The organism is Bradyrhizobium sp. LTSP849 (assembly GCF_000938255.1).
GTDB lineage: Bacteria > Pseudomonadota > Alphaproteobacteria > Rhizobiales > Xanthobacteraceae > Bradyrhizobium.
Genome location: NZ_JYMR01000028.1, coordinates 142,988 through 168,624 on the forward strand (window position 1 = coordinate 142,988; position 25,637 = coordinate 168,624).

A 25,637-nucleotide genomic window follows, 5' to 3' on the forward strand; every position below is an offset into this window, starting at 1 on the left:
CCCCTTGTTCACTTCAGGTTTCGCTTGCGCTCGATGAGCTGCATGATCAGCGGCGTCAGGATCAGCTGCATCGCCAAGTCCAGCTTCGCGCCGGGACACACGATCGAATTGGCGCGCGACATGAAGCTGTGCGGCAGCATTGACAGCAGATACGGAAAGTCGATGCCGCGCGGATTCTTGAAGCGGATCACCACCATTGATTCATCCGGCGTCGGGATCCATCGCGCGATGAACGGATTGGACGTGTCCACCGTCGGCACGCGCTGGAAGTTGATGTCGGTGTCTGTGAATTGCGGGCAGATGTAGTGGATGTAGTCGGGCATCCGCCGCAAAATAGTGTCGGTGACGGCCTCGGTCGAATAACCACGTGCACTGCGGTCGCGGTGCAGCTTTTGGATCCATTCGAGATTAATGACGGGCACGACGCCGATCTTGAGGTCGGCATAACGCGCGACGTTGACCTTGTCGGTGACGACGGCGCCGTGCAGGCCCTCGTAGAACAGCAGATCCGAATTCTCCGGCAGCCGCTCCCATTCGGTGAAGGTGCCGGGGGCCGCGCCGTGCAGCGCGGACTCTTCTGCATCGTGCACGTAGTGCCGCGTCGTCGCCGTGCCGGTCTCGCCATAGTCGCGGAAGGCGCGCTCCAGCTCCTCGAACAGATTGGTCTCCGGGCTGAAATGGCTGAAATGCTTGTTGCCGCGCTCGGCCTCCTTGGCCATCTGCGCGCGCATCTCGGCACGGTCGTAGCGATGGAAGGCGTCGCCCTCGATGTAGACGGCGTTGACCTTCTCGCGGAAGAAAATCTGCTCGAAGGTTTTCTTGACCGAAGTGGTGCCGGCGCCGGAGGAGCCGGTGATCGAGATGATCGGATGCTTCCTGGACATGCGTCGCCTCCCATCACAACCGGAAGAAGCCGCGCCGCGCGAACAGCGGCGCAGAGACACTGGCAACGAGCAGTGGATCGCAGTGCAGTTCCGCGAGGCGCCGCACCTCGTTGCTCGATCCCATGACCAGCGGCACACGCTGATGCAGGCTTTCCGCCGAGAGGTCGAGGATGCGCTCGCGCCCGGTCGAGGCGGAGCCGCCGGCCTGCTCGACGATCATCGCCATCGGGTGCGCTTCGTAAGTGAGGCGCAGGCGGCCATCGCCATAGCCGGGCCGCGCGTCTGAGGGATAGAGGAACACGCCGCCACGGGTGAGGATGCGATAGGCCTCCGCGACCAGCGAACCGATCCAGCGCATGTTGAAATTATGATTGGCGGGCCCATCGACGCCGGCGAGGCACTCGTCGACGAAGGCGCGCACCGGTGGATCCCAATGCCGGCGGTTCGACGCATTGATCGCGAACTCGTCGCAGGCCTCGGAGATCTGCACGCCGCTGCGCGCGAGACGGAAGCAGCCTGCCTTACGATCAAGCGTGAAGATGTCGACGCCGTCGCCGAGCGTCAGCGCCAACGAGGTCTGCGGACCGTAGGTGACGAAGCCCGCGGCAAGCTGCGCGGAGCCGCGCTGGTGGAAGGCGAGCGTGAGATCATCCGGCGCCGGCAGGATCGAGAAGATCGTGCCGACAGTCATGTTGATGTCGATATTCGAGGAGCCGTCGAGCGGATCGATCGCGACGCAGATCTTGGCCGTGCGGTCGCCGATCTGCGGCTCGCGCATCTCTTCGGACGCCAGCGCCGCGATCGGCAGCTTGCTGAGGCAGCGGCGGAGAATCGCATCCGCCCGGACATCGAGATCGCGCTGGAGATCGCCGTCGCTGTTGCGGCCCGTGGTCAGGCCCGAAGCGTCCGCGAGGTCCCCGGTGCCGATGAGGTCGGCGATCTCGATCGCGGCTGCGGCGATGGCATCGACTGCGGCCGCCACAGCCAGCGCGTGCGGCGCCGTCTCGGAATACCGTTGAAGGTGGTCGTCCAGCCTGAGTTGCCCGGTCATCTGCGTCCATCCCCTTGCGGGCGCCGCATCCAGTTCCCTCCCCGGCGGAGGCAGGTCGCGGTCGGTCCCAGCACGATGAGATTGACAGGGCCGGCTTAATAAGGAAAATTTCTATTCATAATGGCTATCAAAGATTTTTCTTATAATGGCCCCGGCCATGCGGCGACCCAGCTCCGGCATCTGACGATCCGGCAGTTGCGCTCGCTTGCGGCGCTCTCGGCCAAGGGCAGTGTCACGGCGGCCTCGACCCAGCTTGGGCTGACGCAACCGGCCGTAACGCAGCAGCTCCGGCAGCTTCAGGATCTCGCCGGCCTGCCACTGGTACAGCGGACCGGTGACGGCATGCTGCTGACGGAGGCGGGACAGAAGGTGCTGGCGCTCGCCGAGCGCGTCGAGGCTGCGATCGCCGACTGCCAGGGCGCGCTTGATCTGCTCGCAGGGAAGACCGCCGGCACCGTGCATCTCGGCGCGGTCTCGACTGCAAAATATTTCGTGCCGCATGCGATCGCGGCGTTCTCCAAGCACTTTCCGAAGATCGAGATCAGGCTGACCGTCGGCAACCGCGAGGAGATCCGCGAGGCCATGCACGGCTACGATCTCGATTTTGCGGTGATGGGTCGGCCACCGGCCGACGTCAGCGTCGATGTCCGTCAGCTCGGACGCAATCCGCACATCATCATCGCGCGCAAGGGACACTGGCTGGAGAAGGATTCCGGCCTCAGCCTGACCGATCTCGTGCACGAGACCTTTCTCACCCGCGAGCCCGGATCAGGCACGCGCACGCTGATGGAAGGCATGTTCCAGAAGTCGGATCTCGAGCCGATCATCGGCATGGAAATGAGCAGCAACGAGACCATCAAGCAGGCTGTGATCGCCGGGCTCGGCATCGCCTTCATCTCGGCGCACACGGTGGCGCATGAGCTTGCCGAGGGCCGGCTCATCGTGCTCGACGTCGCCGGCCTGCCGATCGTCCGGCAATGGTACGTGATCCGCCGCAGCGACAAGGTGCTGCTGCCGCCGGCGCAGGCGATGTTCGATTTCCTGGGCTCCGAGGGGTCGAATTATCTGCCCGAATTGCCCGAACTCGTCGGCCAGTAGGCCGCCGAAGTTCACCCCATCAGCTTCATCGCGACCGTCGCCGCCAGAATGACGATGATCTGAAGCAGGCGCCCCGTCGTGAAGACGCGGTTGAAAATGGTCATCGGTCGCCCCCGGTCGTCATGGAGATCTGCACGGGAGAGTTGCTAGCACACGCGGGCACCGGGGTAACTCCGTAGTCGTCCCAGGTCGTGCCTCCGACCCGTGATCACCGAACCTCGAAATGTTTCGAACGATTCAAATCTGATTTCCCGGAATTGCCAGGCGTCCTCCGTGTTCATGCACGCAGTGACTTCGCGTGCACGGATGCGCCTTGCCCCGCATCCGGCCGCTCATTGGGGAATTCGGGCGAGTTTGAAGAGTAAGGGAGGGCGCGATGAACCGCATCGCAGCCAACGGAGAGCTATTGTCTTCCGCAGGCCATATTTCCAATCGCAGAGTTCCGGGGATCGCTGGCCGCCTGCTGGCCGCACTAATGACCTCAGGCGCGTTCCTCGCCAGCTCGCTGGCGTTCGCGCAATCCGCGCCGGGACAGGGCGTGGCGCTTCCCCCCGTCACCGTCACGGCACCGGACGCGCAGCGACGCGCCAATTCGCCTTCGGCCTCGCGCCGGGCGGGCGGTGTGCGGACGCGCCGGACGCAGACGGCGCGACGGCCGGAGACGGCTGCCGAGCCAAAGCCATTCGCGCAATCGCAGGATGCCCGCACCGGCACGGTCGGCTATTTCGCCAACAGCACCGCGGTTGCCACCAAGAGCAACACGGCGATCGTCAACATCCCGCAATCGCTGAACGTCATCACCCAGCAGCAGATCCGTGACCAGAACTACCAGGGCCTGACTGATGTGACGCGCTACGTGCCCAGCGTCGCCGTCCACCAGGGAGAAGGCAATCGCGACGAGCTCGTCATCCGCGGCGTCGATTCCAGCGCGAACTTCTTCGTCAACGGCTTTCGCGACGACGTCCAGTATTTTCGCGACATGTACAATGCGCAGAGCATCGAGGTGCTGAAGGGCCCGAGCGCGCTGACCTTCGGCCGCGGCGCCGGCGGCGGCCTACTCAACCGCACGCTCAAGGAGGCCGACGGCACCCGCATCTACGAGGCGACCGCGCAGACGGGATCGTGGGGCGACCGCCGCGTCACGCTCGACGCCGGCCAGGCCATCAACGAGAACGTGGCGGCGCGGCTGAACGTGTTCTACCAGGGCAGCGATGCGTTCCGCGACTTCAACCATCTCGAACGCTACGGCATCAACCCGACCGTCACGCTGAAGCCGGACGACTTCACCAAGGTCAAGCTCTCCTACGAATATTACCACGACGGCCGCACCGCCGATCGCGGCAATCCCTCACAGAGCCTTCCCGGCGGCGTCACGCGGTTCAATCCAACGACACCGTTTGCACCGAACGGAAATTTCCAGACCTTTTTCGGCAGCCCGAACCTCAACACCGCCCAGGCAACCGTGCAGATCGGCATGGCGATCATCGAGCACGACTTCCAGAACGGGTTGACGGTGCGCAACGGCACGATCGCGGCCGACTACCAGAAATTCTACCAGAACGTCTATCCCGTGAACGGTACACTGGCGGGCGCGGTCAATCCGGCCGATACCGCGGTCAATCTCGGCGCCTATCAGCACACCACCAACCGCGACAATGTCTTCAACCAGACCGACTTCACCTACAAGGGCTGGACCGGTCCGATCGCACACAGCGTGGGCTTCGGCACCGAGTTCGGCCGTCAGACCGGCGTCGATATCCGCAACACCGGCGTCTTCCCGAACGGTACCAACACTATCGTCCAGAACCCGTTCGCGCCGACCTATTTCGGGCCGGTGACTTTCGTGCACCACTTCACGGGCACGAATACCGACGGCGTCACCACTCCTGACTCCAACAGCAAGTACGGATTGAACATCGAGTCCGGCTATTTGCGCGACACGATCGAATTCTCGCGCGTGATCCAGGTCATCGCCGGCGCGCGGTTCGACCGCTTCGAGATGTCGGCGCTGGACATGAACACCAACATCAACCGCAACCGCACCGACAATCTGGTGTCGCCACAGGCGGCGCTGATCATCAAGCCGATCGAGAGCATGTCGGTCTACACCGCCTACAGCATCTCCTATTTGCCCGCCTCCGGCGACCAGTTCTCGGCGCTGACCGACGGCACACTGATCCTACAGCCGCAGAAATTTGAGAACACTGAGGTCGGGATGAAGTGGAACATCAACCCGAAGCTGCTGTTCTCGACCGCGATCTATAATCTGAACCGCACCAACCAGCCGATCGCGGACGGCAACAATCCCGGCTTCTTCTTCCCGTCCGGCAGCACGCTGACGCGCGGGTTTGAGGCGAGCCTCGTCGGCTACGTCACCGACCAATGGCAATCCTCGCTCGGCTATGCCTATACGGATGCGAAGATCACCAGTGCAACGTCGGCAACTGTTGTGCCCGGTAACCGCGTGCAATTGGTGCCGTACAATCAGTTCGCATGGTGGAACAAGTACCAGTTCACGCCGATGTGGGCAGCGGCGCTCGGCATCATCTATTTCGGCGATTCCTTCGCGTCATCGGACGATACGGTGAGGCTGCCGAGTTTCGTGCGCTTCGATGCCGGCGTTTATGCCACGATCGATGCCAACTGGCGCGCGCAGCTGACCGTCGAGAACATCTTCAACAAGGGATATTGGGCATCCGCCGACGGCAACAACAACATCTCGCCCGGCCAAGGCCGCACCGTGAGGGTCCAGGCGAGCTACAGGTTCTGATAGTGGCGCCTGGGGTCATGCTGATGGTTAACGATCAGGCAGCGAGCCGGGCGGTGTAATCCGCCCGGCTGGCGAAGTAGCTTTCCAGCTCGGCCAGCGCCCGCTCTTCCCAATCCTTCGCCTGTTCGAGCAGTGACCAGCTCTGACCCGGCCGAAATGCTGCGGTCTGGCGATAAAGCGACGCGATTCCGCGATAGCGGCGCACGTTCTCAAAGATGGCGTGACCGTTAATTTGGCCGTTCATGTCGAAAACTCCCTCGTCCTTCCTGCGAGGGAATTTGCGGCCAAATCTTTTTCGAAAAGTTAGCGGCGCACGCTAAGCGCGCGAATGGTTGCCGGACTGTTGCGCGAGCGCAACGCACGGCCGGCGGCGCGCGGCCAATTATTGCGGATTCGTTGCCGCGCTTTCGCCCGAAGGTTTTAGCCCGCCACGGCTGACGATCACCATCGTCGCGCGGCAGAGATCGGCGAGGCCGATCAGGAGCACGGCAAGCAGGAAGAACAGGTTGATGGAATCTGTATAGTCGCTGGTCAACGGGCTGAACTCGAAGAAGGGCGGCATGAATGCCCACCACACCAGCGGAATGATGAGTGCTACGGCGAACGCAGCCGCGGGCGCGCCTGCGACAAGTCCGACCACGAAGATGCTGGGCAAGAACGCCGCGAAGTAGAGCTTTGCGCCGAGCGCGACGCAGACGCCCTGAACTACGGCCGACGCCGCCACGATTACAAAGCCGAGCAGAAACGCCTGCCACGACCATGGCCGTACCCGCGGTACGCCAAACAGCCCCGCACGCCTCATGAGCCTCCCCCTGCCGCCTGTTCTCCAGGCCCGATTGCGACCAAAGTACTACAGCCGCACCGAAATCGCGAGGCGGAAATCGCGCGGTCGGGCGCTTGGTAAACGGCCGCAGCGCACAATCGGACTGCGCTGCCGTTACTCGGTGGCAGCATAGAGCAAGGCCGCGACGGGCAGTGCCAGGCCGATCCCCGAGGCCAGCGTCCAGCCGCCTTGCGCGAAGGCCCAGGCGCCAAGCGCCGAGCCGGCAGCGCCCGCGGCGAAGAACGTCGCCATGTAGAGGCCATTGAGACGGCTGCGATGCTCATGCCCGAGCACGAAAATGGCGCGGAAGCCCAGCACGACATTGCCCTGCACGCCGAAATCGATGGCGATCGCGGCCACGACGAGGCAGGCGAGATTGAGCACCGAGCCGGCCGCGCCGATATGCGTCACCAGGAAGCCCACGGCCACGAGTATCATCGCGACGATCGTGGCGATCCGGCTATGGCCGCTATCGGCAAGCCGTCCTGCGATGGGCGCCGATGCCACGCCGGCGACGCCGGCGAGCGCAAACAGCGCGATGCCACGCTGGGTGAAGCCGAATTCACTCGCGAGCTGAAGCGGGACCACCGTCCAGAACAAGGTGAAGGCGCCAAACAGGCCCGCCTGATAGAGCGCACGGCGCCGCAGCAGCGGCGTGGTGCGCTCCAGATGCGGCATCGACATCAGCAATGCGCCATAATGCATGCGCGCAACCGGCTTGCGCTTCGGCAGCGTCATCCAGAGCACGGTCGCGAGCACGATCATCAGCGCGGCGGAGCAGAAGAACACCGCGTGCCACGACAGGGCGGCGGTGACAAAGCTCGACACCGGCCGCGCCAGCATGATGCCGAGCATCAAGCCGGTCGAGACGTTGCCGACGACGCGGCCGCGAATGGCCTCGGGCGCGAGATGCGCCGCATAGGGAATGATGACCTGCACCGCCACCGAGCCGAGCCCGATGAACAGCGCGGCGATCAGGAACGGCAGCGCATGGGTCGCAAACGCGGCGGCGAGCAAGGCCGCCGCACCGAGCGTGATGACAGTGCAGATCAGCGTGCGGTTTTCGACGAGATCGCCGAGCGGCACGATAAAAAGCAACCCCGTGCCATAGCCGATCTGCGTCATGGTGACGATCAGCCCTGCCGCTGCATGCGACAGGCCAAGCGCGGCGCTGATCGGCGCGATCAGCGGCTGGGCATAATAGATGTTGGCGGCGATCATGCCACAGGCCGCCGCAAGCAGGAAAGTCAGTCGTTGCGACACCGCATCCGGCTCGGGCGCAGCGTCGATGGTGGCATTCATCGTCATTCCAAACTCTCCGACACTTCAAAGTCTCCAGATATAGGAAATGATCATTTCCTAATTTGACAAATGTTCAGGCAAGCAGCTTCATCGCGACGCTGACCAGGCGCTCGCCGTCGAGCGGCAGTCGCGCCTTGCCGACGACGCGCAGGCCCTGCGTCATGCAGATCATCAGCCGCGCCGTGTCGTCGGCCTCGACATGGCCGGGAATCGAGCCATCGGCCTGCCCCTCACGAATGAGGCCGGCCATGAAAGCCTCGTTGGTCTTGAGTTGTGCCGTGACACGCGCGCGGATCACCGGATCGACCGCCGACAGCTCGACCGCGCTGCCGACCACGATGCAGCCGCGGCGCCCCTCGGTGCCCTGGGAGTGCTCGACATAGGACAGCAGCACGTTGCGCAGCTGCTCACGGCCGTTTGCACCGCGCGCAGCCGCGCTGCGGGTCTGCTCCCGGCGCACCGCGGCATAGCGCTCGAAGGCAGCGACGAACACGGCATGCTTGTCGCGAAACGCCTTGTAGACGCTGCCGGTGGCAAGCCGCATCGCCGCGGTCAAATCTCCGATCGATGTCGCATGATAGCCGCGCTCGCAAAACACCCGCACCGCCCCGTCCAGGGCCGTGTCCATGTCGAATTCCCGGGGACGGCCGGGTGGATGGGCAGCAGGCAGGGATTGGCGCGCGGCTTTTTGCATTGCGGAATAATAGGAAATGAATGTTTCCTAATCAAGACATTTGATTGTGATTGGGTGGCTGCCTGCATGCCATTGCCGTACCCGTCATCCTGAGGTGCGAGTGATGGGGCGCGAAGCGCCCCCATCGGGAGCCTCGAAGGATGCACGGCCGGGATGCAGCCCGGCCGTCGCCCTTCGAGGCTTGCCCTGCGGCGCTAATGCGCCGTAGGGCGCGCACCTCAGGGTGACGGTGTCGGAATTGCGCTCGTGACTTCAACGTCGTCATCCCCAACTCGCACCTCACTTACAGACACGCCTTCGCGTTCTCGCGACGCATTTCGCCCGAGCTTTGCTTGATCTCTCCACCCTCTTATCCAAGAGGTCGCAGGGAAGGCCGGGTGCCGGCTGGCACCCACGGTCCGCTGTGCGAAAGCACACGCAGAAAAACTGCACAGCAGCATACAGGTGAAGCCGAACACACGGCCTTCCCTGCGCAGTGGGTTGACGGCTTATGCCGTGCTCTCCCGGGAGCCGAGTTCGTTCTGGCCTCCCTTGCTTCGCGAAGACCTGCGAAAGCCTGCCCGGTTGAGCCGGCTTCCACCTCCGCGAAAGCTTGACCGTAGCAACGACGGCCAGGACCACACGGTTTTGCCGTACGCACACAGCGCCGCTCGTCCGCACGATGCCTCGGGCTCACGGAGAGCAATCCGCCCTGCCCGCACCTCTCGTACACGACGCTGCCGCGTCCACCGCAACCCGGCCCGCGTTTCGAACGACTCGCGAACCGCCCCTCTACCGTAGGCCGGGCTGTTTCGACTTATGCCGCAATTCCGAATTTCGGTGAAGTGGAATATTTCTGCGATGACGGATTGACAGACGATCGAAACAGCCCCCCGCGAGGGTCTCGTAGCCCGGATGGAGCGCAGCGCAATCCGGGAAAGGCCGCGTTCGGAAACAACGGCCCCGGATTACGCTTCGCTCCATCCGGGCTACGAGAGGGTCACGCCTTCGGCGGGACCGGCGTTCCATCCGCCATGGTCGATCGCCCCTTCCGCTCGACGATCAGCCCGTAGGCGCGGGGCTGGCGATGGACGTCGAAGTTGAAAGTAGTGCGCTTGTAGGAATTGCAGAGATCGAGATCACAGCGCGCCAGCGCGATTTCGTCGCCCTTGGTCGTGCATCTCGCCACGATTTCACCGGAGGGCGCGATGGTGCAGCTACCGCCGATATGGTCCACGCCCTCCTCAACGCCTGCCTTGGCGACGCCGACCACGAAGGTGCCGTTCTGATAGGCGCCGGCCTGCATGACCAGGTGGTTGTGGAACAGCGAGAGGTCGTCGTGCTCGGGCGCAGGCGGATTGTGCACCGGCGTGTTGTAGCCGATCATCACCAATTCGACGCCCTGGAGCCCCATCACTCGATAGGTCTCGCTCCAGCGGCGGTCATTGCAGATCGCCATCCCCATCACGCCGCCGAAGGCATCGACCACACCGAAGCCGGCGCCGGGCTCAAAGTAGCGCTTTTCCAGATGCTGAAACTTGCGCCATGGCTCGTGCTCGGCGTGACCGGGCAAGTGGACCTTGCGGTATTTAGCGACGATCGCGCCGCTCTTGTCGACGAGGATGGACGTGTTGTAGCGATGGACGATGCCCGCCTCCATCGTCAGCTCGGCATAACCCAGGTAAAATCCGATGCCGATCTCGCGGGCGAGGTCGAACAGGGCCTGCGTCTCCGCCCCCGGCATCTCGCGCTCGAAGAAACTGTCGATCTCGGACTGATCCTCAAAATACCAGCGCGGAAAGAACGTGGTCAGCGCGAGCTCGGGGTAGACGATCAGGTCGCAGCCGCAGCCCTTGGCCTGGCGCATCAACGCCATCAGCCGCGCCACGACCTCGGCCCTCGTCTCAGTCCTGGCAATCGGGCCAAGCTGGCCGGCTGCGATCGTCACAAATCTCGCCACGCGTCGTTCCTTCGTTTGGTTCGTGGATTGCATTGAGCCAACCAAGCTTAGCGCGCGCCACGCCACGCGCACAGGCCGCTCAGGCGCTGAACCGGATGTGCATACCTACGACTTCGCATTCTCGCGGCGTATTACACCGTGCTCTCCCCGTCGGGCAGTCGCCAGTCTCTCCACTTGATAAACCGGGACGGGCGGGGCAATTTGCGCCTGGAACCACCCACGCAACCGCGCCTGCGTACCCCGTTCAGCCATCTCGAGCGGAATGACGGTGCTTTCCAGGAAGGCGTTATGCCCGCCACGTCAGCCGACAAGCTCAAGCTCTTTCGTATCCGCCTCGCGCCAAAGGGCCGGCGCAAGCCGCCGCCAGGGCCGGATATCGAAGGAAAGATCCTTGATGCTGCCGAGTTCGTTTTTGGGCACTTCGGCTTCCGCGGCGCAACGACTGCGCTGATCGCCAAGAAGGCTTCAATCGCGAAGCCCCATATTTATTACTACTTCGAGGACAAGGAGGACTTGTATCGCGCGATCCTGGAGCGGGCGATGAACATGTGGGCCCGAGATATCGACAGCCTCGATACCGCGACCGACATCAAGACGATCCTCACCCAATACATCCACAAGAAGGTCGATTTCTCGCGAGATCACCCGCATTTGTCGCGGATCTACGCCAACGAAATCATCAGTGGCGCTCAATATGTCGGCAGCTTCATCGAAAAAGTCTCAACCCCGTTGCTTCTCGAGAAGGTGAAAACCGTCGACCAATGGGTTGCGGGCGGAGCCGTCCGGCCGATCAGCGCGGCCGACCTGTTCTTCTGTATCTGGGCAATGACCCAGGCTTATGCCGATTTTTCGAGCCAGATGACCATCATGAAGCAGAAGCGCCAGCTCGAACAGATCGACTACGACGCCGCCAAGGCGACAATCGTCCAGCTCGTTCTCGGAGGGCTCGGCCTCGAAGGCGACGGACGGCCGCCGGGTAAATCGAGCCGTCCTCGCAAAGCCGGGTGACCGCTCCGAGGCGTCCGCCTCGGCCTTGCACGCAAAGCGCTTACCTTTTTGTTTTGTCGCGCTTTCTTCGCGCTCGCCTGTGACGGCTCGACACGACGGCGCGCCTCTCGCTTGATCCACCAAACGAACCAACGTTCCGACGCGTGTCGTTGCGCGACGTCCGCCGGCGAAACGCCGGTTGCTCCAGCCCGAAATCACCTTTGTAAAATAATTTTATCGATCGTTATAATTTGGTACGATGTTTGCTGGGACCCAATTGCCTCGCAGTGCAGGCATCGACACGAGGACCGCTGCCGAAGCGGCGGGCTCCTCGACAACGGAACAATCGCCTCTGGGCCATCGCACCAGCGGCCAGCAGTTGAGGGAGAGCCTATGTCATCCAAGAGCGGCGAAGTTCCAACCCTGGTCATCACCGGTGCTCACCCCAAACTCTACAACCACGACCTCGCGCCGACCGCCCCCGAAGGACGCACCTGGGGCGTGTTCAGCCTGTTTGCAATGTGGATGTCGGACGTCCACTCCGTCGGCGGTTACACGTTCGCTGCGAGCCTGTTCTTCCTCGGCCTGACCGGCTGGCAGGTGCTGATCTCCATGTTGGTCGGCATCACGGCGGTCTACTTCCTGATGAACCTGATCGGACGCCCGTCGCTGCGCTACGGCATTCCGTTTCCGGTCGTTGCCCGCATCTCATTCGGGGTGATGGGCGCCAATCTTGCCGCCATGGTGCGGGGCGTCGTCGGCATTGTCTGGTACGGCGTGCAAACCTACTTCGCCTCCAAGGCCGTGCAGGTCCTGATCGTCACCCTGGTGCCGTCGGCCGCCGATCTCACCCACAACAGCATCGTGGGCCTATCCACGCTCGCGTGGTTCAGCTTCCTCTTCATGTGGCTGTTCCAGCTTCTCATCTTCCTGAGCGGCATGGAGCGCATCCGCCGCTTCATCGATTTTTGCGGGCCGGTGGTGTACGTCGTCATGTTCGCGCTGGCGATCTGGATGTTGTGGCAAGCCGGTTTCGCGAGCCTGTCCTTGCAGCTCAGCCCGCCGGCTGCCTCCAACGCCGCGACGATCGGGGTGATGGCGAATGCCGCGATGCTGATCGTGGCCTACTTCTCGGCCCTCCTGCTCAATTTCGGTGACTTCGCCCGGTTCGGCAAAGATGAGCAGGCCATGAAGATGGGCAATCTCCTCGGGCTGCCCGTCAACTTCCTGGTCTTCTCGATCATCACGGTGATCGTGACGGCCGGTACGCTGAAGGTGTTCGGGGAGGCGATCATGGATCCCGTACTGATCGTGGAGAAGATCGGCAATCCGTTCGTCGTCATCGTCGGATCGATCACCTTCATCGTCGCGACGATGGGCATCAACATCGTCGCCAACTTCGTTTCGCCGGCTTACGACATCTCCAACCTCAATCCACAGCGCATCAATTTCAAGCTCGGGGGCCTCATCACCTCGATCCTGTCGGTGCTGGTATGTCCGTGGCTGTTCGTGGCAAGCCCGTCGGCCATCACGCTGTTCGTCAGCATCTTCGGCTCCGCGCTCGGGCCGATGTTCGGCATCATGATCGCCGACTACTACCTCGTGAAGCGGCAGATCGTCGTGCTGGAGGACCTCTACACAATGTCGCCGAGCGGCGAATTCCACTACGATGGCGGCTGGAACCACAAGGCGCTGATTGCGCTCGCCGTATCCGGCACGCTATCGATGGGGCTGTCGCTTGCTGGCGCCTATGGGCTGATGTTCAACGTCGGCGACTGGGGCTGGTTGATCGGCGCCAGCGTCGGCGCGATCGTTTACAGCGCGCTCTCGAAACAGGAGCGCAGCGTCATTGCCGCTCTCCCCGCGGGCGAATGATAATCAGGATCCTGACGGCCGAGCCGGCACCAGCCGGTTCGGCTGGCAAGGCCGCCTGGGCAAGGGCCGGTTGATCTGGGAATCGACAATTCCCAGACCAGTTCCATCCTCGCTTTCAGATCCACGGCCAGACGTCGCCGGTGCATCCTCAGATCCTACAGCGACTGACCGGCGCGCTGGCATTCTCCTTGCTGCATGAGGATCAATCCCTCAGACCCGCAGTGGGTCTGTCTCATTGTGAGGCGATCACATGCAGCCGACGTCCCGTTTCGAAGCGACTATCCCGACACAGCTCCACGCACTGATTTCCGATCTGCGCTGGCGCACGCAAATGCTCGATGCTGACATTTTGGAGGAAGAGCGGCGGGCTGGGATCTCCGACCCAAAGAACCTGGCCTACCCGATGCTCGCTCTGAACCTGAGGGCTCGGCGCGACAATATCCAGGTGAGCATCACGATCCTCGAAAGCCGCCTTGAGAAACAATCGGCCGCGTGGCAACGCGCCGCCTGATGCGAATGGTGTCCGCCCGACCTGCAGCGCGACGTGCTGGCAGGTGGCGATGGGGCGGTAGCTCGATCGACTGCGATGTCGAGCGCCCATGGATTCGCGTTGCCAATCTGCAACGGTTCCCCACGGTCTGAAGCCGGACAAAAGAAACGCCCATTGCGGCCACGAACCCCGCTCACAACGCCGTGAGACAAGCAGGGGAACGACGATGCGTGCACAACGCGTTTGGAAAGTGAATGGAGCCGCCAGCATCGGACAGCTTCAATCCAGACTGGACGACCTGAACAAGCGTCTCAGCCAGCTCGAAAATCAGCATCCCGCAAGCTGGAAGATCGACGAGCTGAAATCGAATGCGCTCAGCCTGTCGCGAGAGATCGACGACATCCGCTGCGCCGAAGCGACGGCCGCGTTGGGAGAATTGCTGCGGAAATAAGACAGCGGGCCGCTCGACGGGTTTCTTCGCCGCCCACCGAGCGCCCGTCTTTTGTGCACAATCCCGCCACATCTTGAACGTTCATCGCGCGGGTCCACATCTCAGGGAACAACAGCGGTCGCAAATCCCAGGGATTGACCCAATCCATGAGCATGTCCGGATCAGTCAGCCCTGAACGCCATGTCGTCGTTCTCGTCTATCCGGACATCATGGCGATGGATGTCTGCGGCCCGATGGAAGCCTTCGCCATGGCGAATGCGCTTGCTGGTCGCGGCCTGTATCGCCTTTCGGTCGCTGCCGTCACGATCGATCCGATCAGGACGTCGCTCGGGTTCTGCATCGTTCCGAATTACGCGCTCAGGGATCTCGAAGGCCCGATCGACACCCTGCTGGTCGCGGGCGGATATGGTCACGTCGCAGCCTTGCGCGACCCGGCGCTGACCGGCTGGCTGCGCGAAGCAGCGCCTCGCGCGCGACGGCATGGCTCGATCTGCACCGGCGCGTTTCCGCTGGCGGCGTCAGGTCTTCTCGACGGCAAGCGCGCGACGACGCACTGGGCTCTTGCGCCGTCTTTCGCACAAAGTTTTCCGGCGACGACGCTCGAGATCGACAGCATCTTCGTGCGCGATGGCCAGACCTATACGTCGGCCGGCATCACGGCCGGAATCGATCTTGCGCTCGCGCTGATCGAGGAAGATCACGGGCGGACATTCGCACTGCGTGTGGCCCGCAGCCTGGTGGTGTTCCTGAAGCGCCCCGGTGGGCAGTCGCAATTCTCGACGCACCTTCAGGCGCAGTTCTCATCGGTTCCCGCGATCCGCAAGGCGCAGGAATGGGCGCTCGCCCATCTCTCCGAAGACCTCAGCGCCAAGGCTTTTGCAGCCCATGTCGGGATGAGCGAGCGGAACTTTCGCCGGATGTTCGTCGATGAACTGCGCGAGACACCGCGCGAATATGTCGAGAGGATCCGCCTCGACGAGGCCCGGCGTCAAATCGAGGATACCGACCTTCCCGCCCAGACTGTCGCAAAACGATGCGGCTTCGGCACGGTGCACAGCCTGCGGCGCGCGTTCGTGCGTCAGCTCGGCGTGACACCGCAATGGTATCGGGCGCAGTTTCAGAAGAACGACGTCGCTGGCAAATCCGCCTGAACAACTTATGCGTGTAAACTTTGGCCGGATTTACACCATCTTTGGCCAGGACTGCACACGTGGCGGAATAGTCGGCGCACGCGTTTCGTTGTTTAATCGCGACATCGTCCGCCGCACGCGGCGTTGTCGAAAGGAGCGCACATCGGATGCGCACCAACGGACTTGTGGAACTTTTTCCGGACGCGGACCATCACGCAGTGCCCGCCGTTCTGGACCATCTCTCTGCCGGCGTAGCCCTGCTCGATCGCAAGCTCCACGTTCAGTTTGCCAACAAAGCCTTCCGCGCCATGGCGAATGACGGAGCGCTGGCCCTGCGCGGCCGAACGCTTTCGAGCTCCTGGCCGTCCTCGGCACGACAATTCGATCGCATGACCCGCTCCGCCCTGCTCGGCGCGGCCGGCGGCACCATGGCCATTCCACATCCGAACGACGGGCGCCTCATCACCATTCTGGTGACGCCGGCACACGGCCGCGAATACGACGGCTTGAGCGGCCTTGGGCATCGCGACAGCGCGGCGATCATCTTCATGCTCGACCCGGCCCGACCGTCGACACTCCCGCCGGTTTGGATCATGGACGCCTACCAGCTGACGATGGCGGAGGCCCAGGTGGCGCTGCAGGCCTCGCTCGGCCGTTCCGTGTCCGACATCGGGGTCCGGCTCAAGGTTTCACCGAATACGGTCAAGACGCATCTGCGCCGCGTCTTCGCCAAGACCGGCGTGCGTGGTCAGGCGGAGCTGGTGGGTCTCATTGCGGCGCTGCGGTCCGTCCGCGGCGATTGCGGAGCTTAACGGGGGCCGTTCAGCCCAGTCGTCAGTGGGACCAACGTCCGCCGCGTTTCTATTGGGCGTGTTGGCGGCTCGCCGCGAGTGCCCGTATCATTTCAACAACGATGAACATCAGGATCACGACCATCAGCACGACGACGGACGCCGCAGCGATGACCGGATTGACCTGGAGCAGGATGTTGTCCCACATCTGCTTTGGCAGCGTGGTCTTCAGGCCTCCACCGACGAACATCGCCACCGTCAATTCCTCGAAAGACTGAAGGAAGCCGGTCACAAAGCCGACCGCGAGACCGCCGCTGACGAGCGGCAATGTCACCCGCCAGAGGATGCGCGAGCGCCCCGCCCCGAGCGTCGAAGCCGCGGCATTGAGACCCCAATCATAGCCCTTGAAGGTTGCCAGCATCACCATGAAGACCACCGGCAGCGCGATCACGGCATGGCCGATGATGATGCCGAGGTCGGTCGCGACCAACGACATCTTCGCGAACAGATAGAACAGCGAGATTGCGATCACGATCGAGGGAACCATCATCGGCGACAGGCACAGCAGGAAAGCCAGGCTGCCGAACCGTCCCTTGGTGTGGACAACGCCAAGTGCGGCCATCGATGCGACCACCAGCGTGATCGCCCCCGCCGCGAAACCGATGCCGAATGAACGCATCATCGCCGCAACCCACAGCGGCGACGTCGCGAATTCCTCGAACCAGCGCATGCTGAATCCAGGCGGTGGGAATGACAGGAAATTCGATGCCGTGAACGCCATCGGCACGAAGGCAATGATCGGGATCAGCAGCACGCCGAGGATGGCCCAGGCGTAGACCGACATGAACATTGATCCGCGCAGGCCGCGAACGTGGCGCGTCCAGCCTTCCTCGATGAGGCCAAAGACCAGCCCGATCGCGAAAGCAATGCCGAGCCCAGCCCGCCGCAACAGGCCGTCCGGCCGGGAGGGCCTGGCTCCCCCGCCGGTCACCGACGACAGGCCGAAGATGCGGTCGTAGGCAAAGCAGGTCGCGACCGCCGAAATCAGCAGGATCGCCGCCAGCGCACTCCCGAGCTGCCAGTTTTGCAGCTCGTTGATTTGCAGGATGATCAACTGCCCGATCATCGAGTCCCTGGGACCGCCGATCAGCGCCGGTGTGATGAAGAAACCAAGCGAGGCGACCAGCACCAGCAGCCCGGCGGCTGCGACCCCGCGCATCGAAAGTTGAAAGAACACCTGCCAGAACGCGCGCGAGGCGTTGGCGCCGAGCGTCGATGCCGCCATCAGGAGACGGCGATCGATCTGGTTCATCACCGGCAACATGGTGACGACGGCGAGCGGCAGCAAAGTATGCGTCATCGCGAAGATGACGGTCGTGCGGCTGAACAGGAGTTTGTCGCCGCCGGCCAGGCCAAGCGCGAGCATGGTCTTGGCGACGATACCGTTGCGGCCCAGCAGCACCAGCCACGAGAAGTTTTTGATCAATGCGCTGGTCCAGAACGGCAGCAGCACGACCAGCGCCGCGATCCGTTGTTGACGCGGCGGCTTGCACGACAGCCAATACGCCAAGGGATAGCCGAGCAACAGGCACAGCACCGTCGTCCACAGCGCAACGGAGAAGGTGGTCGACAGCACCGTAAGATACGGCCCGTTCCAGATCCGCAGGAATGCCGCCGCGCTCAGCGCACCCGTCTTGTCGACGACGCTCAGCGACAACACCTGCGCCGTCGGCCAGATCAGGAACACCGCCAGGAAGGCAATCGCGGGCGCTGCAAGCCAGAGCGGATCGAACTTCAGCTTGGCCCGCGCAGGTCGGGCAGCGCCCTCGAGGGAGGCGATATCGGTCATCGGTCGGTCGCTCTCCCTCACGGCTCCAAATTCAGGCGCGCTTGGCGACCGGCGCAGCAGCAGCCACGGCGTGTCGGTTCTCGGGACGCGACAGGCCGAGGTGCTCGCGCAGGGTACGGCCCTCATAGTCGTTGCGGAACACGCCGCGCCGCTGGAGTTCCGGCACCACTTTGGTGACGAAGTCCTGCATCGTGCTCGGCAGCGCCACGAACGAGATCATGAAGCCGTCGCAGGCCCCCGCCTCGATCCAGGACTCCATGTGATCGGCCACTTGCGTCGGCGTGCCGCAGAACGTCGCCTTGGCGCGATTGAAGCGGCGCGTGATCTCGCGCAGAGTCAGGCCCTGCCGGATCAGGCCGGCGATCTCGTCGAAATAGGCCTTATGAAGGTTCGAGGTTGCCGGAATCCGGCTCACCGGCACCGGCTCGTCGAGCGGCAGATCCGACAAATCGGTTTCGAGGTCCTGGCTGAGCCTCAAGACGCCGACATCGGGGTGAACGAGCTCCTGCCAGCGGTCGAGCTTGTCGCGCGCCTCCTGCTCGCTCTCGCCGATCACGACCGAGATGCCGGAGGCGATCTTCAGATCATCCGGATGGCGCCCGAACTTGCCCATCCGCTCCTTCAGATCGCGATAGAACGCGATTGCGCCGTCGAGATTGCCGCTGGAGCCGAACACCACCTCGGCATATTCGGCGGCGAAATCCCTGCCCGTGTCGGAAGCGCCGGCCTGGATGATGACCGGGCGACCCTGCGGCGGCCGCTCGAGGTTGAGCACTCCATGCACGGTGAAGTACTTGCCCTGGTGATCGACCAGATGCTGTTTCTCCGGAATGAAGCTCTGGCACGTGGCCTTGTCGTAGACAAAGGCGCCGTCCTCCCAGCTGTCCCACAGCGCCTCGACGACATCGATGAACTCTTTTGCCTTGGCATAGCGGTCCGCATGCGGCGGCAGGCGGTCGAGGCCGAAATTGCGCGCCGCATAGTCGTTCGCGGAAGTCACGACGTTCCAGGCCGCGCGGCCGTGCGAGATGTGATCCAGCGAGGAGAACAGCCGGGCGATGTTGTACGGCTCGTAGAAGCTGGTCGAGGCGGTGGCGCCGAGACCGATCCGGCTCGTCGCCCCAGCGATCGCCGAGAGCAGCGTCAGCGGTTCCAGCACGTTCATGAACAGCGGCGAGCGGCTCCAGGCCTTCAGGTTCTCGGTGCGCGCGGCCGGCGTGTCGGCGATGAAGAAGAAGTCGAACTTGCCGCGCTCGGCGAGCTGGGCCATCTCGCGGTAGTAGTCGATGTCGGTGGACGCATGAGGACGCGCCTCATCCATCAACCAGGACGCCGCGTGCGATCCGTTGGCATGAACCAACGCCCCGATCGCCATCTGTTTCTTCTTGCTCATGATCGACCCTCGTTGACTTCGAAATGATTCCCAGGCCTCAGCCCTTCTTGCCGCCCATCAGCAGCCACTCCTGGAAGCGCTCGGAAATGGCGGCATAGTTCTTACCCCAATAGGCAAAGTCGCGGATGGTGAGGCCGGCGAGATTCTCGGGCAGCGTCGGCAGCACCTTGGCGCGTTCCGGCTTGATGAAGTTGTAGGCCTTCAGATTGGTCGGACCATTGGCGACGATGTTCGAATAGGCCGCCTGCCGCTCCGGATGCATGCAGAACTTCACGAACTCACGCGCCTGCTTCAGCTTCGTTGTGCCCTTCGGGATCGACCAGCCGTCGACCGAATACAGACCTTTCCAGACGATGCCGACCGGCGCGCCGGAATCGATCGCGGCAAAAGCCCGCGCCGACCAGGTGTCGGCCATATCCACTTCGCCGTTCTGAAGGATCTGGGTGTTCTGCGCGCCGGCGGTCCACCAGACGGCGACCTCGGAGCGGATCTTCTCCAGCATCGCGAAGGCACGATCGACGTCGAGGGGATAAAGGTCCTTTGGCGCGACGCCGTCGGCCAGCAACGCCGATTCCAGCACGCCCTTGGGATTGCGGTACAGGCCACGGCGCCCCGGAAACTTGGCGGTGTCCCAGAAGTCCGCCCACCCGGTCGGGGCCGCCGCCTTGTAGGTGTCGGTCCGGTAGGCCATCACGATGCCATAGGCCGAGAAGCCAAACCAGTTCGGCATCAGCGAGCCCGGAATGAACTCGTCGTCCGGTCCCTTCGAAATCTCGAGCGGCTCGAGATAATCCTTCTCATTGGTCAGGCGCAGCACGTCATCCGGCGTCACCATGCAGACGTCCCAGAGCTTGGTGCCGGTGTCGACGATGACCTTGAATTGCGTCACCGGATCGGACTCGTGGACGACGCCGACCACCTTGATGCCGGTCTCCTTCTCGAAGGGTTCATAGAAGGCGGTGCGGATCGCAGCACCCGGCGCGCCGCCGACATCGGCCACGGTGATCTGCTCGGCGGCGGTTGCCGGTCCGGTCCAGATCGCCGGCAGCGCGAGGCCTGCGGCCGCCACACCGGTTGTCTTGATAAGCTTGCGTCGCGAGATCGTGTTGGTGGACATCCTGGTCTCCGTGATGCGCGAGATCGAGTTGCAATGATGGTGTGGTTCAGGTGACGGTGGACGCGCCTTCCAGCAGGCGGGCTTGAGTGCGGTCCCAGCGAATGAAGATCGGTTCTCCGATTGTGATCGGTGGAAGGCCGGCGGCGCGGCGCGCCGTCATCAGGCTGCCGCTGCCAAGCCGCACCAGGAGACGCGTTTCGGAACCGGCATAGATGGTCTCCTCGACATGCCCGGCGACATAGGCGTCGTCGCGCGCGCACAGTTCGAGCTTCTCGGGACGGATCACCAGCGCCGCCTTGCGTCCGGCAGGCATCGGCTGCCCGGGCGGCAGCGGCACCCGGCCATCCGGCGTGTCGAAAGTGCCGTCGCCGGCGACCTCGCCATGGATCAGGTTCGAAGCGCCGATGAAGTCGGCGACGAAAATGTTGGCCGGCCGCTCGTAGATCTCTTCGGGCGCGCCGAGCTGCTCGATTCTGCCGTCATTCATCAGGCAGATCCGGTCGGCCAGCGCCAGCGCCTCTTCCTGGTCATGCGTGACGAAGATGATGGTCGCGCCGGTCTCGCGATGCAGGCGTTTGATCTCGACCCGCATGCTGTCCCTGAGCTTCTTGTCGAGCGCCGACAGCGACTCATCCATCAGAATCAGGGACGGCTGGTAGACGAAACAGCGCGCCAGCGCGACACGCTGCTGCTGACCACCGGACAATTCGCGCGGAAAGCGCTTGGCGAAGTCGGACAACCCGACCATCGCGAGCGTTTCCTCAACCCTGTTTCGCAGTTTCGCCTGGGCGAGCTTGCGCATCTGGAGCGGAAAGGCGACGTTCTCATAGACCGTGAGATGCGGGAACAGCGCGTAATTCTGGAAGACGACGCCGATGTCGCGCTTGTTGGCCGGATTGTCGGTCTCGTCTCGCCCGTCGATGACCAGCCGTCCGCCGGACGGTTCGACCAGCCCGCAGATGATTTGCAGCAGCGTCGTCTTGCCCGATCCCGAGGGCCCGAGCACCGCCAGCAGCTCTCCCGACATCACCTTCAATTCGAGCGGCTTGAGGACGGTCGAGGTGCCGTAGGTCTTGGAGACGCCGCGGACATGCAGCTTCACCTGCGCGGCAGACCGTTCAGCGGAACTGGATGCCGGGACATCATTGGCAGCACCGGACCCGGAACGCCCGGCCAGCGGAAACGCATCGGCGCGATCGTCTCGAAGCGGCGGGAAGGTGCGGATCGCGTCCATCATCGGTCCTGTGAGATCCAGCTCGGGCGAAGTAAGCTCTGCGGAACGGCCATGTGTAAACTACAAAATCGAGGCGCCTTGCCGCTACGAGACCAGTCGGTCACGTGCAGATTTGTTGGGCGATTCCTGATGATAGCTTGGTCGTCTGGCCTGTTTCGCAGTCACGGCATGACATGCGGCCAGCGATCACTGGACGATGGGATCTGTGCTGCCGTTCTCGGTGAATGGAGCCATGTCACCCGGGCAGGCCGCCCTGCCCGGCCAAATCGGCCGTGGACCCGCCCCGAAAATCGTTGCAAAAAGGCGCTCCCGAGGCGCCGGCGGCCGGTCGGCCAAGCCTCTGGAAAACGTCGACTTTTGGAAGAATGGTCGGAGTGGCAGGATTCGAACCTGCGACCCCTGCGTCCCGACGAAAAGATCAACAAAAACAATGAGGTTTGTTCGCGATTGACCGCCTCTACCCCCGTTTGTTGACGGGGTTTCGGTGGTCAAGCGGTGGTCAGCCTCCGGCGCGATTCGACGGTCGGGCCACGCCAAAGTGTCAAGCACTCCATAGCGCGGAGAGAGCACGCTGCCATGATCAACTGCGAACGGCAACGCCGCGCTGCGGACCTCTAACCTTATTTGGCGGGATTCTCGTATGATGGCTTGGAGTATACGGGCACGGGTGCCAATTTCGTGCCCCGCGTCGTCGATAATGGCGAGCCGCCGTTCAGGATCGTCTTCGGGCTTGTCGATTAAAATGCCTATGGCAAGCACTGTCGCCTTGATGATTGCTTCGATGTCGTCGTCACAGACAAAGCCTGATGAATCAAACAGCCGGTGGCCGTCCTTATGTCACCAAGAACAGCTCTTGTGACATCTGCTTCGGGGTCAAAAGCATCGGTTGGCGCTCAGTCGGAAACTTCCGATCTCCCCCTATCAACCGCCCTCCCATCTTCTTGTCATTGATGAGAAAGGTCACCCCTTTTTCTCTTTTTTGCTCCGCATTTTTAATTATTTGTGTTGTGATTTTTATTTATTAGTTTTATTTAATTTTAGATTATTAAATGGTCCGAAGTGCGGGAATAGTTCGATTTTGCGATCCAACACCTGAAATGGCCGGCAATGCAGCCAGTTTGGTGTAAGAGCGCGACTTGTAGAAAGTCGATCCGCTTTTCAAATCCGGAAAGACGCGGGACGTGTCATGAGCGCCTTCGAAACCAACGTGCAAGCTGACAAAGCCACGGGCGATTATGTTGTTTGGTAAGCATCCGGCGAAGACCGCGCGCGGGTCATTTTCGGCTCAGGCGGCTTGATCAACGTTCCGGATGGCAGAGCGCCAATTCCATGGCAGCAGTTCGTCGAGCCTTTGGACGGGATGCTCGGCGATGCGCGCCAGAACGTCGGCGAGCCAGGCTTGCGGATCGACGTCGTTCATCTTGGCGGTGACGATCAGGCTGTACATCACCGCCGCCCGCTCGCCGCCGCGATCCGAGCCGCAGAACAACCACGACTTCCGACCTAAAGCGATGCCGCGCACGCCACGCTCCGCCGCATTGTTGGACAGGCAGATGCGGCCGTCATCGAGGAAGCGGGTAAATGCGCTCCAGCGCTTGAGCATGTAGTCCATGGCCTTGGCGACATCGTTGCTGCGCGAGAGCTTGGCGCGTTGTGTGCGCATCCAGGCTTCCAGATCGGCCACGAGCGGCGCGCTGAGTTCCCGGCGAACTGCCTGGCGCCTTTCGGCGCTCTGACCGTTGATGGTCCGCTCGATCTCGAACAGGGCGTCGATCCGGCGGACTGTTTCCAGCGCCAGCGGCGAGATCACTGCCGGCCTCTTGCCCTGAGCCTTGCGACGCGCATTCTCGGCCAGATCAGCCATCACGAAGAACGGCCGCCGGGCATGGACCCAGCACGCGGCTTCCAGGATCGGACCTGCGTTGCGGCCCGGTTCGTAAAGCCTGCCATAGCCGCCATAGGCATCGGCCTGGAAGATTCCGCTGTAGTTGGCCAAGTGAGCCTGGGGATGCTCGCCGGCCCGATCGCGCGAGTAATAGAACACCGCGCCCGGCGGGGCCTGCCCTCCAAAAGGCTTGTCGTCGCGCACATAGACCCAGATCCGGCCGGTGTCGGTCTTGCCTTTGGCCAGGACCGGAACCGTGGTGTCGTCCCCGTGCAATCGCTCGGCGCTCAGTACGTAGGCCTCGAGGCGCTTGAACAAAGGTGCCAGCGCCGCGGTGCAGCCGCCGACCTGGTCGGCCAGGGTCGACAGACTGATCGGCACGCCCTCCTTGGCATAGCGCTCCGCTTGCCGGTTCAGCGGCTGATGTTGACCAAACTTCTCGAACAGCACCATCGCCAGCAGGCTTGGCCCCGCCCAGCCGCGGGCAAGCACATGGAACGGCGCCGGAGCCTGGCTGATCTTCTCGCAATCACGGCAAGTAAACTTCTCGCGGACGTGCTGGATCACTTTCCAGGATTTCGGGATCACCTCCAGCGTCTCGGTGATGTCCTCGCCGAGCTTGGACAGCCGCGCGCCGCCACAGCAGGCGCACGCCACAGGTCCCGGCACGATCACCCGCTCGCGAGGTAGATGCTCCGGGAACGGCTGGCGTGACGGCCGCTTGCGCGTGAACGACGCCACCTTCGTGGTTTTGGCCGCGGCCATTTCGGCGGCGAGTTCGTCCTCCGTCGCCGAACTCTCCAGCTCCTCCAGCGTCAGTTCAAGCTGATCCAATAGCCGCGCGGTACGCTCCGAGCGCGGACCATGGCGGTCGCGGTTGAGTTTCTCGATCTGCAGCTTCAGATGGGCGATCAACGCCTGGTCGTCGGACTGCCGGGCACGGGCGGCCGCAGCCTCCGCCCGAGCAACGATCAATGCCGCTTGCAGCGTTTCGATGTCGTCTGGCAGCGATTCAAGGCCGTCACCCATGGCCCCGATGGAATCACAAAAGAGGCGATTTGAGGCGTCTTTTCTTCCGCACCTCAGAACTTTTTTGAGCCTATCCTGCGCTCTGTGGCCGCCACGTGTGCTGCGGATTGCGCCAGTCGATCGCCTCCAGCAGATAACTCATCTGCGCCGCGCTCAGCCCCACCACACCGCCCACCGTCGCCGGCCAGACAAAACGGCCACGGTCCAACCGCTTCGCGTAGAGCGACAATCCAATTCCATCGTGCCACAAGGCCTTGATCAGCGAACCGCCGCGTCCGCGGAACACGAAGACATCTCCGGCGAACGGATCGCGACCAAGGCTTTCCTGCACCAATAATGACAAACCCTGCATGCCCTTGCGCATGTCAGTGTAGCCGGTCGCAATCCAGATGCGTGCGCTCGAAGAGACTGGGATCATCGACGCTCCAGAACCTGCAGCACCCGCGCCAGGGCGGCCGCATCGACGCCCGCATCGACAATCACCCGACGATCCCGGCCAACGACGATCACCATCTGCCCGCTCGTCGCTGTGGCAGCAACCGCCGGCTCGACCTCAGCGGCAAGGACGACCCGCGCAAAGCCGGATTGCTCGCTTTGAGGGCTGATCGGCTCGGGACCGAACGAGCGCCGCCATGTCATCAGCAACGAACGTGATATGCCATGGCGTCTTGCTGTCGACGATATCGCGCGCGGCGCTTGAAAGCTTTCGGTCACGATCCGCAGCTTTTCGTCATCCGACCAGCGTCGCCGGCGACCAGTCTCGACCACCTCAAGCCGTTCAAGCTGAGTACTGCGCTTATGGCTGTCCATAAGGACTGTTACGCACCAATTGGACTAATCCAACA

At 62.9% G+C, this 25,637-nt stretch carries 22 protein-coding genes; 8 read left to right on the forward strand and 14 right to left on the reverse strand.

Annotated elements, in window-relative coordinates; genetic code table 11:
• Positions 1-8: 8 nt before the first annotated feature.
• Both UB31_RS19795 and UB31_RS19800 read right to left on the reverse strand, forming a co-directional pair.
• Positions 9-884, reverse strand: coding sequence for a phosphoribulokinase (locus UB31_RS19795; RefSeq protein ID WP_045003029.1), 876 nt, complete (start codon positions 882-884; stop codon positions 9-11).
• 13 nt (positions 885-897) lie between these two features.
• Positions 898-1,935, reverse strand: coding sequence for a class 1 fructose-bisphosphatase (locus UB31_RS19800; RefSeq protein ID WP_045003030.1), 1,038 nt, complete (start codon positions 1,933-1,935; stop codon positions 898-900).
• Positions 1,936-2,055: 120 nt separating this feature from the next.
• On the opposite strand from UB31_RS19800, the gene UB31_RS19805 reads away from it, so the two are divergent.
• Together UB31_RS19805 and UB31_RS19810 are read left to right on the forward strand one after the other, a co-directional pair.
• A complete protein-coding gene (locus tag UB31_RS19805) occupies positions 2,056-3,033 on the forward strand; it encodes a LysR family transcriptional regulator (protein ID WP_045003031.1) in 978 nt (325 codons plus the stop codon).
• 376 nt (positions 3,034-3,409) lie between these two features.
• Positions 3,410-5,803 (forward strand): TonB-dependent receptor, encoded by a 2,394-nt coding sequence (locus tag UB31_RS19810; protein WP_045012111.1) that lies wholly within the window; start codon positions 3,410-3,412, stop codon positions 5,801-5,803.
• A 34-nt stretch (positions 5,804-5,837) separates the two neighbouring features.
• Here the strand turns inward: UB31_RS19810 and UB31_RS19815 are convergent, their stop codons facing one another.
• The 5 genes from UB31_RS19815 to UB31_RS19835 form a co-directional block, all read right to left on the reverse strand.
• Entirely contained in the window at positions 5,838-6,047 is a 210-nt protein-coding gene (locus UB31_RS19815; protein ID WP_045012112.1) for a hypothetical protein, read from the reverse strand.
• Positions 6,048-6,185: 138 nt separating this feature from the next.
• Entirely contained in the window at positions 6,186-6,605 is a 420-nt protein-coding gene (locus UB31_RS19820) for a hypothetical protein (protein ID WP_045012113.1), read from the reverse strand.
• A gap of 135 nt (positions 6,606-6,740) precedes the next feature.
• Positions 6,741-7,934 (reverse strand): MFS transporter, encoded by a 1,194-nt coding sequence (locus tag UB31_RS19825; protein WP_045012114.1) that lies wholly within the window; start codon positions 7,932-7,934, stop codon positions 6,741-6,743.
• A gap of 67 nt (positions 7,935-8,001) precedes the next feature.
• On the reverse strand, positions 8,002-8,556 hold the full coding sequence (locus UB31_RS19830; RefSeq protein WP_245306024.1) for a TetR/AcrR family transcriptional regulator: 555 nt from the start codon (positions 8,554-8,556) through the stop codon (positions 8,002-8,004).
• Positions 8,557-9,601: 1,045 nt separating this feature from the next.
• Positions 9,602-10,561: an N-carbamoyl-D-amino-acid hydrolase gene (locus UB31_RS19835; protein WP_045012116.1), complete on the reverse strand. Its 960-nt coding sequence runs from the start codon at positions 10,559-10,561 to the stop codon at positions 9,602-9,604.
• A gap of 138 nt (positions 10,562-10,699) precedes the next feature.
• Between UB31_RS19835 and UB31_RS19840 the strand changes: the two genes are divergently transcribed.
• The 6 genes from UB31_RS19840 (at position 10,700) to UB31_RS19865 (ending at position 16,306) form a co-directional block, all read left to right on the forward strand.
• A complete protein-coding gene (locus tag UB31_RS19840; RefSeq protein WP_156162940.1) occupies positions 10,700-11,569 on the forward strand; it encodes a TetR/AcrR family transcriptional regulator in 870 nt (289 codons plus the stop codon).
• 372 nt (positions 11,570-11,941) lie between these two features.
• Entirely contained in the window at positions 11,942-13,423 is a 1,482-nt protein-coding gene (locus UB31_RS19845; RefSeq protein ID WP_045012117.1) for an NCS1 family nucleobase:cation symporter-1, read from the forward strand.
• A 250-nt stretch (positions 13,424-13,673) separates the two neighbouring features.
• On the forward strand, positions 13,674-13,934 hold the full coding sequence (locus UB31_RS19850; protein ID WP_045003039.1) for a hypothetical protein: 261 nt from the start codon (positions 13,674-13,676) through the stop codon (positions 13,932-13,934).
• Between the two features lie 88 nt (positions 13,935-14,022).
• Entirely contained in the window at positions 14,023-14,364 is a 342-nt protein-coding gene (locus UB31_RS19855; protein ID WP_245305466.1) for a hypothetical protein, read from the forward strand.
• 146 nt (positions 14,365-14,510) lie between these two features.
• On the forward strand, positions 14,511-15,515 hold the full coding sequence (locus UB31_RS19860; RefSeq protein WP_197090835.1) for a GlxA family transcriptional regulator: 1,005 nt from the start codon (positions 14,511-14,513) through the stop codon (positions 15,513-15,515).
• A 197-nt stretch (positions 15,516-15,712) separates the two neighbouring features.
• Entirely contained in the window at positions 15,713-16,306 is a 594-nt protein-coding gene (locus tag UB31_RS19865; RefSeq protein WP_197090836.1) for a helix-turn-helix transcriptional regulator, read from the forward strand.
• Between the two features lie 49 nt (positions 16,307-16,355).
• Here UB31_RS19865 and UB31_RS19870 read toward each other — a convergent pair whose 3' ends face one another.
• The 7 genes from UB31_RS19870 to tnpA all read right to left on the reverse strand — a co-directional run bounded on the left by UB31_RS19870 (position 16,356) and on the right by tnpA (position 25,602).
• The gene (locus UB31_RS19870) at positions 16,356-18,134 is read right to left on the reverse strand and encodes an ABC transporter permease subunit (RefSeq protein ID WP_045012119.1); all 1,779 of its coding nucleotides are present in this window, start codon (positions 18,132-18,134) and stop codon (positions 16,356-16,358) included.
• 31 nt (positions 18,135-18,165) lie between these two features.
• Positions 18,166-19,527, reverse strand: a complete 1,362-nt coding sequence (locus tag UB31_RS19875) for an LLM class flavin-dependent oxidoreductase (RefSeq protein ID WP_156175447.1) — start codon at positions 19,525-19,527, stop codon at positions 18,166-18,168.
• 37 nt (positions 19,528-19,564) lie between these two features.
• A complete protein-coding gene (locus UB31_RS19880) occupies positions 19,565-20,644 on the reverse strand; it encodes an ABC transporter substrate-binding protein (RefSeq protein ID WP_045012120.1) in 1,080 nt (359 codons plus the stop codon).
• A 46-nt stretch (positions 20,645-20,690) separates the two neighbouring features.
• Positions 20,691-21,881 (reverse strand): ABC transporter ATP-binding protein, encoded by a 1,191-nt coding sequence (locus UB31_RS19885; protein ID WP_245306025.1) that lies wholly within the window; start codon positions 21,879-21,881, stop codon positions 20,691-20,693.
• Positions 21,882-23,163: 1,282 nt separating this feature from the next.
• Positions 23,164-24,792, reverse strand: coding sequence for an IS66 family transposase (gene tnpC, locus UB31_RS19895; RefSeq protein WP_044999807.1), 1,629 nt, complete (start codon positions 24,790-24,792; stop codon positions 23,164-23,166).
• Positions 24,793-24,862: 70 nt separating this feature from the next.
• Positions 24,863-25,210, reverse strand: a complete 348-nt coding sequence (gene tnpB / locus UB31_RS19900) for an IS66 family insertion sequence element accessory protein TnpB (protein ID WP_044999806.1) — start codon at positions 25,208-25,210, stop codon at positions 24,863-24,865.
• Positions 25,207-25,602 carry an IS66-like element accessory protein TnpA gene (gene tnpA / locus UB31_RS19905; RefSeq protein WP_044999804.1) on the reverse strand — a complete coding sequence of 132 codons (396 nt, stop codon included), beginning with the start codon at positions 25,600-25,602 and terminating at the stop codon, positions 25,207-25,209. The genes tnpB and tnpA overlap by 4 nt, the downstream gene beginning before the upstream one ends.
• Positions 25,603-25,637 lie beyond the last annotated feature (35 nt).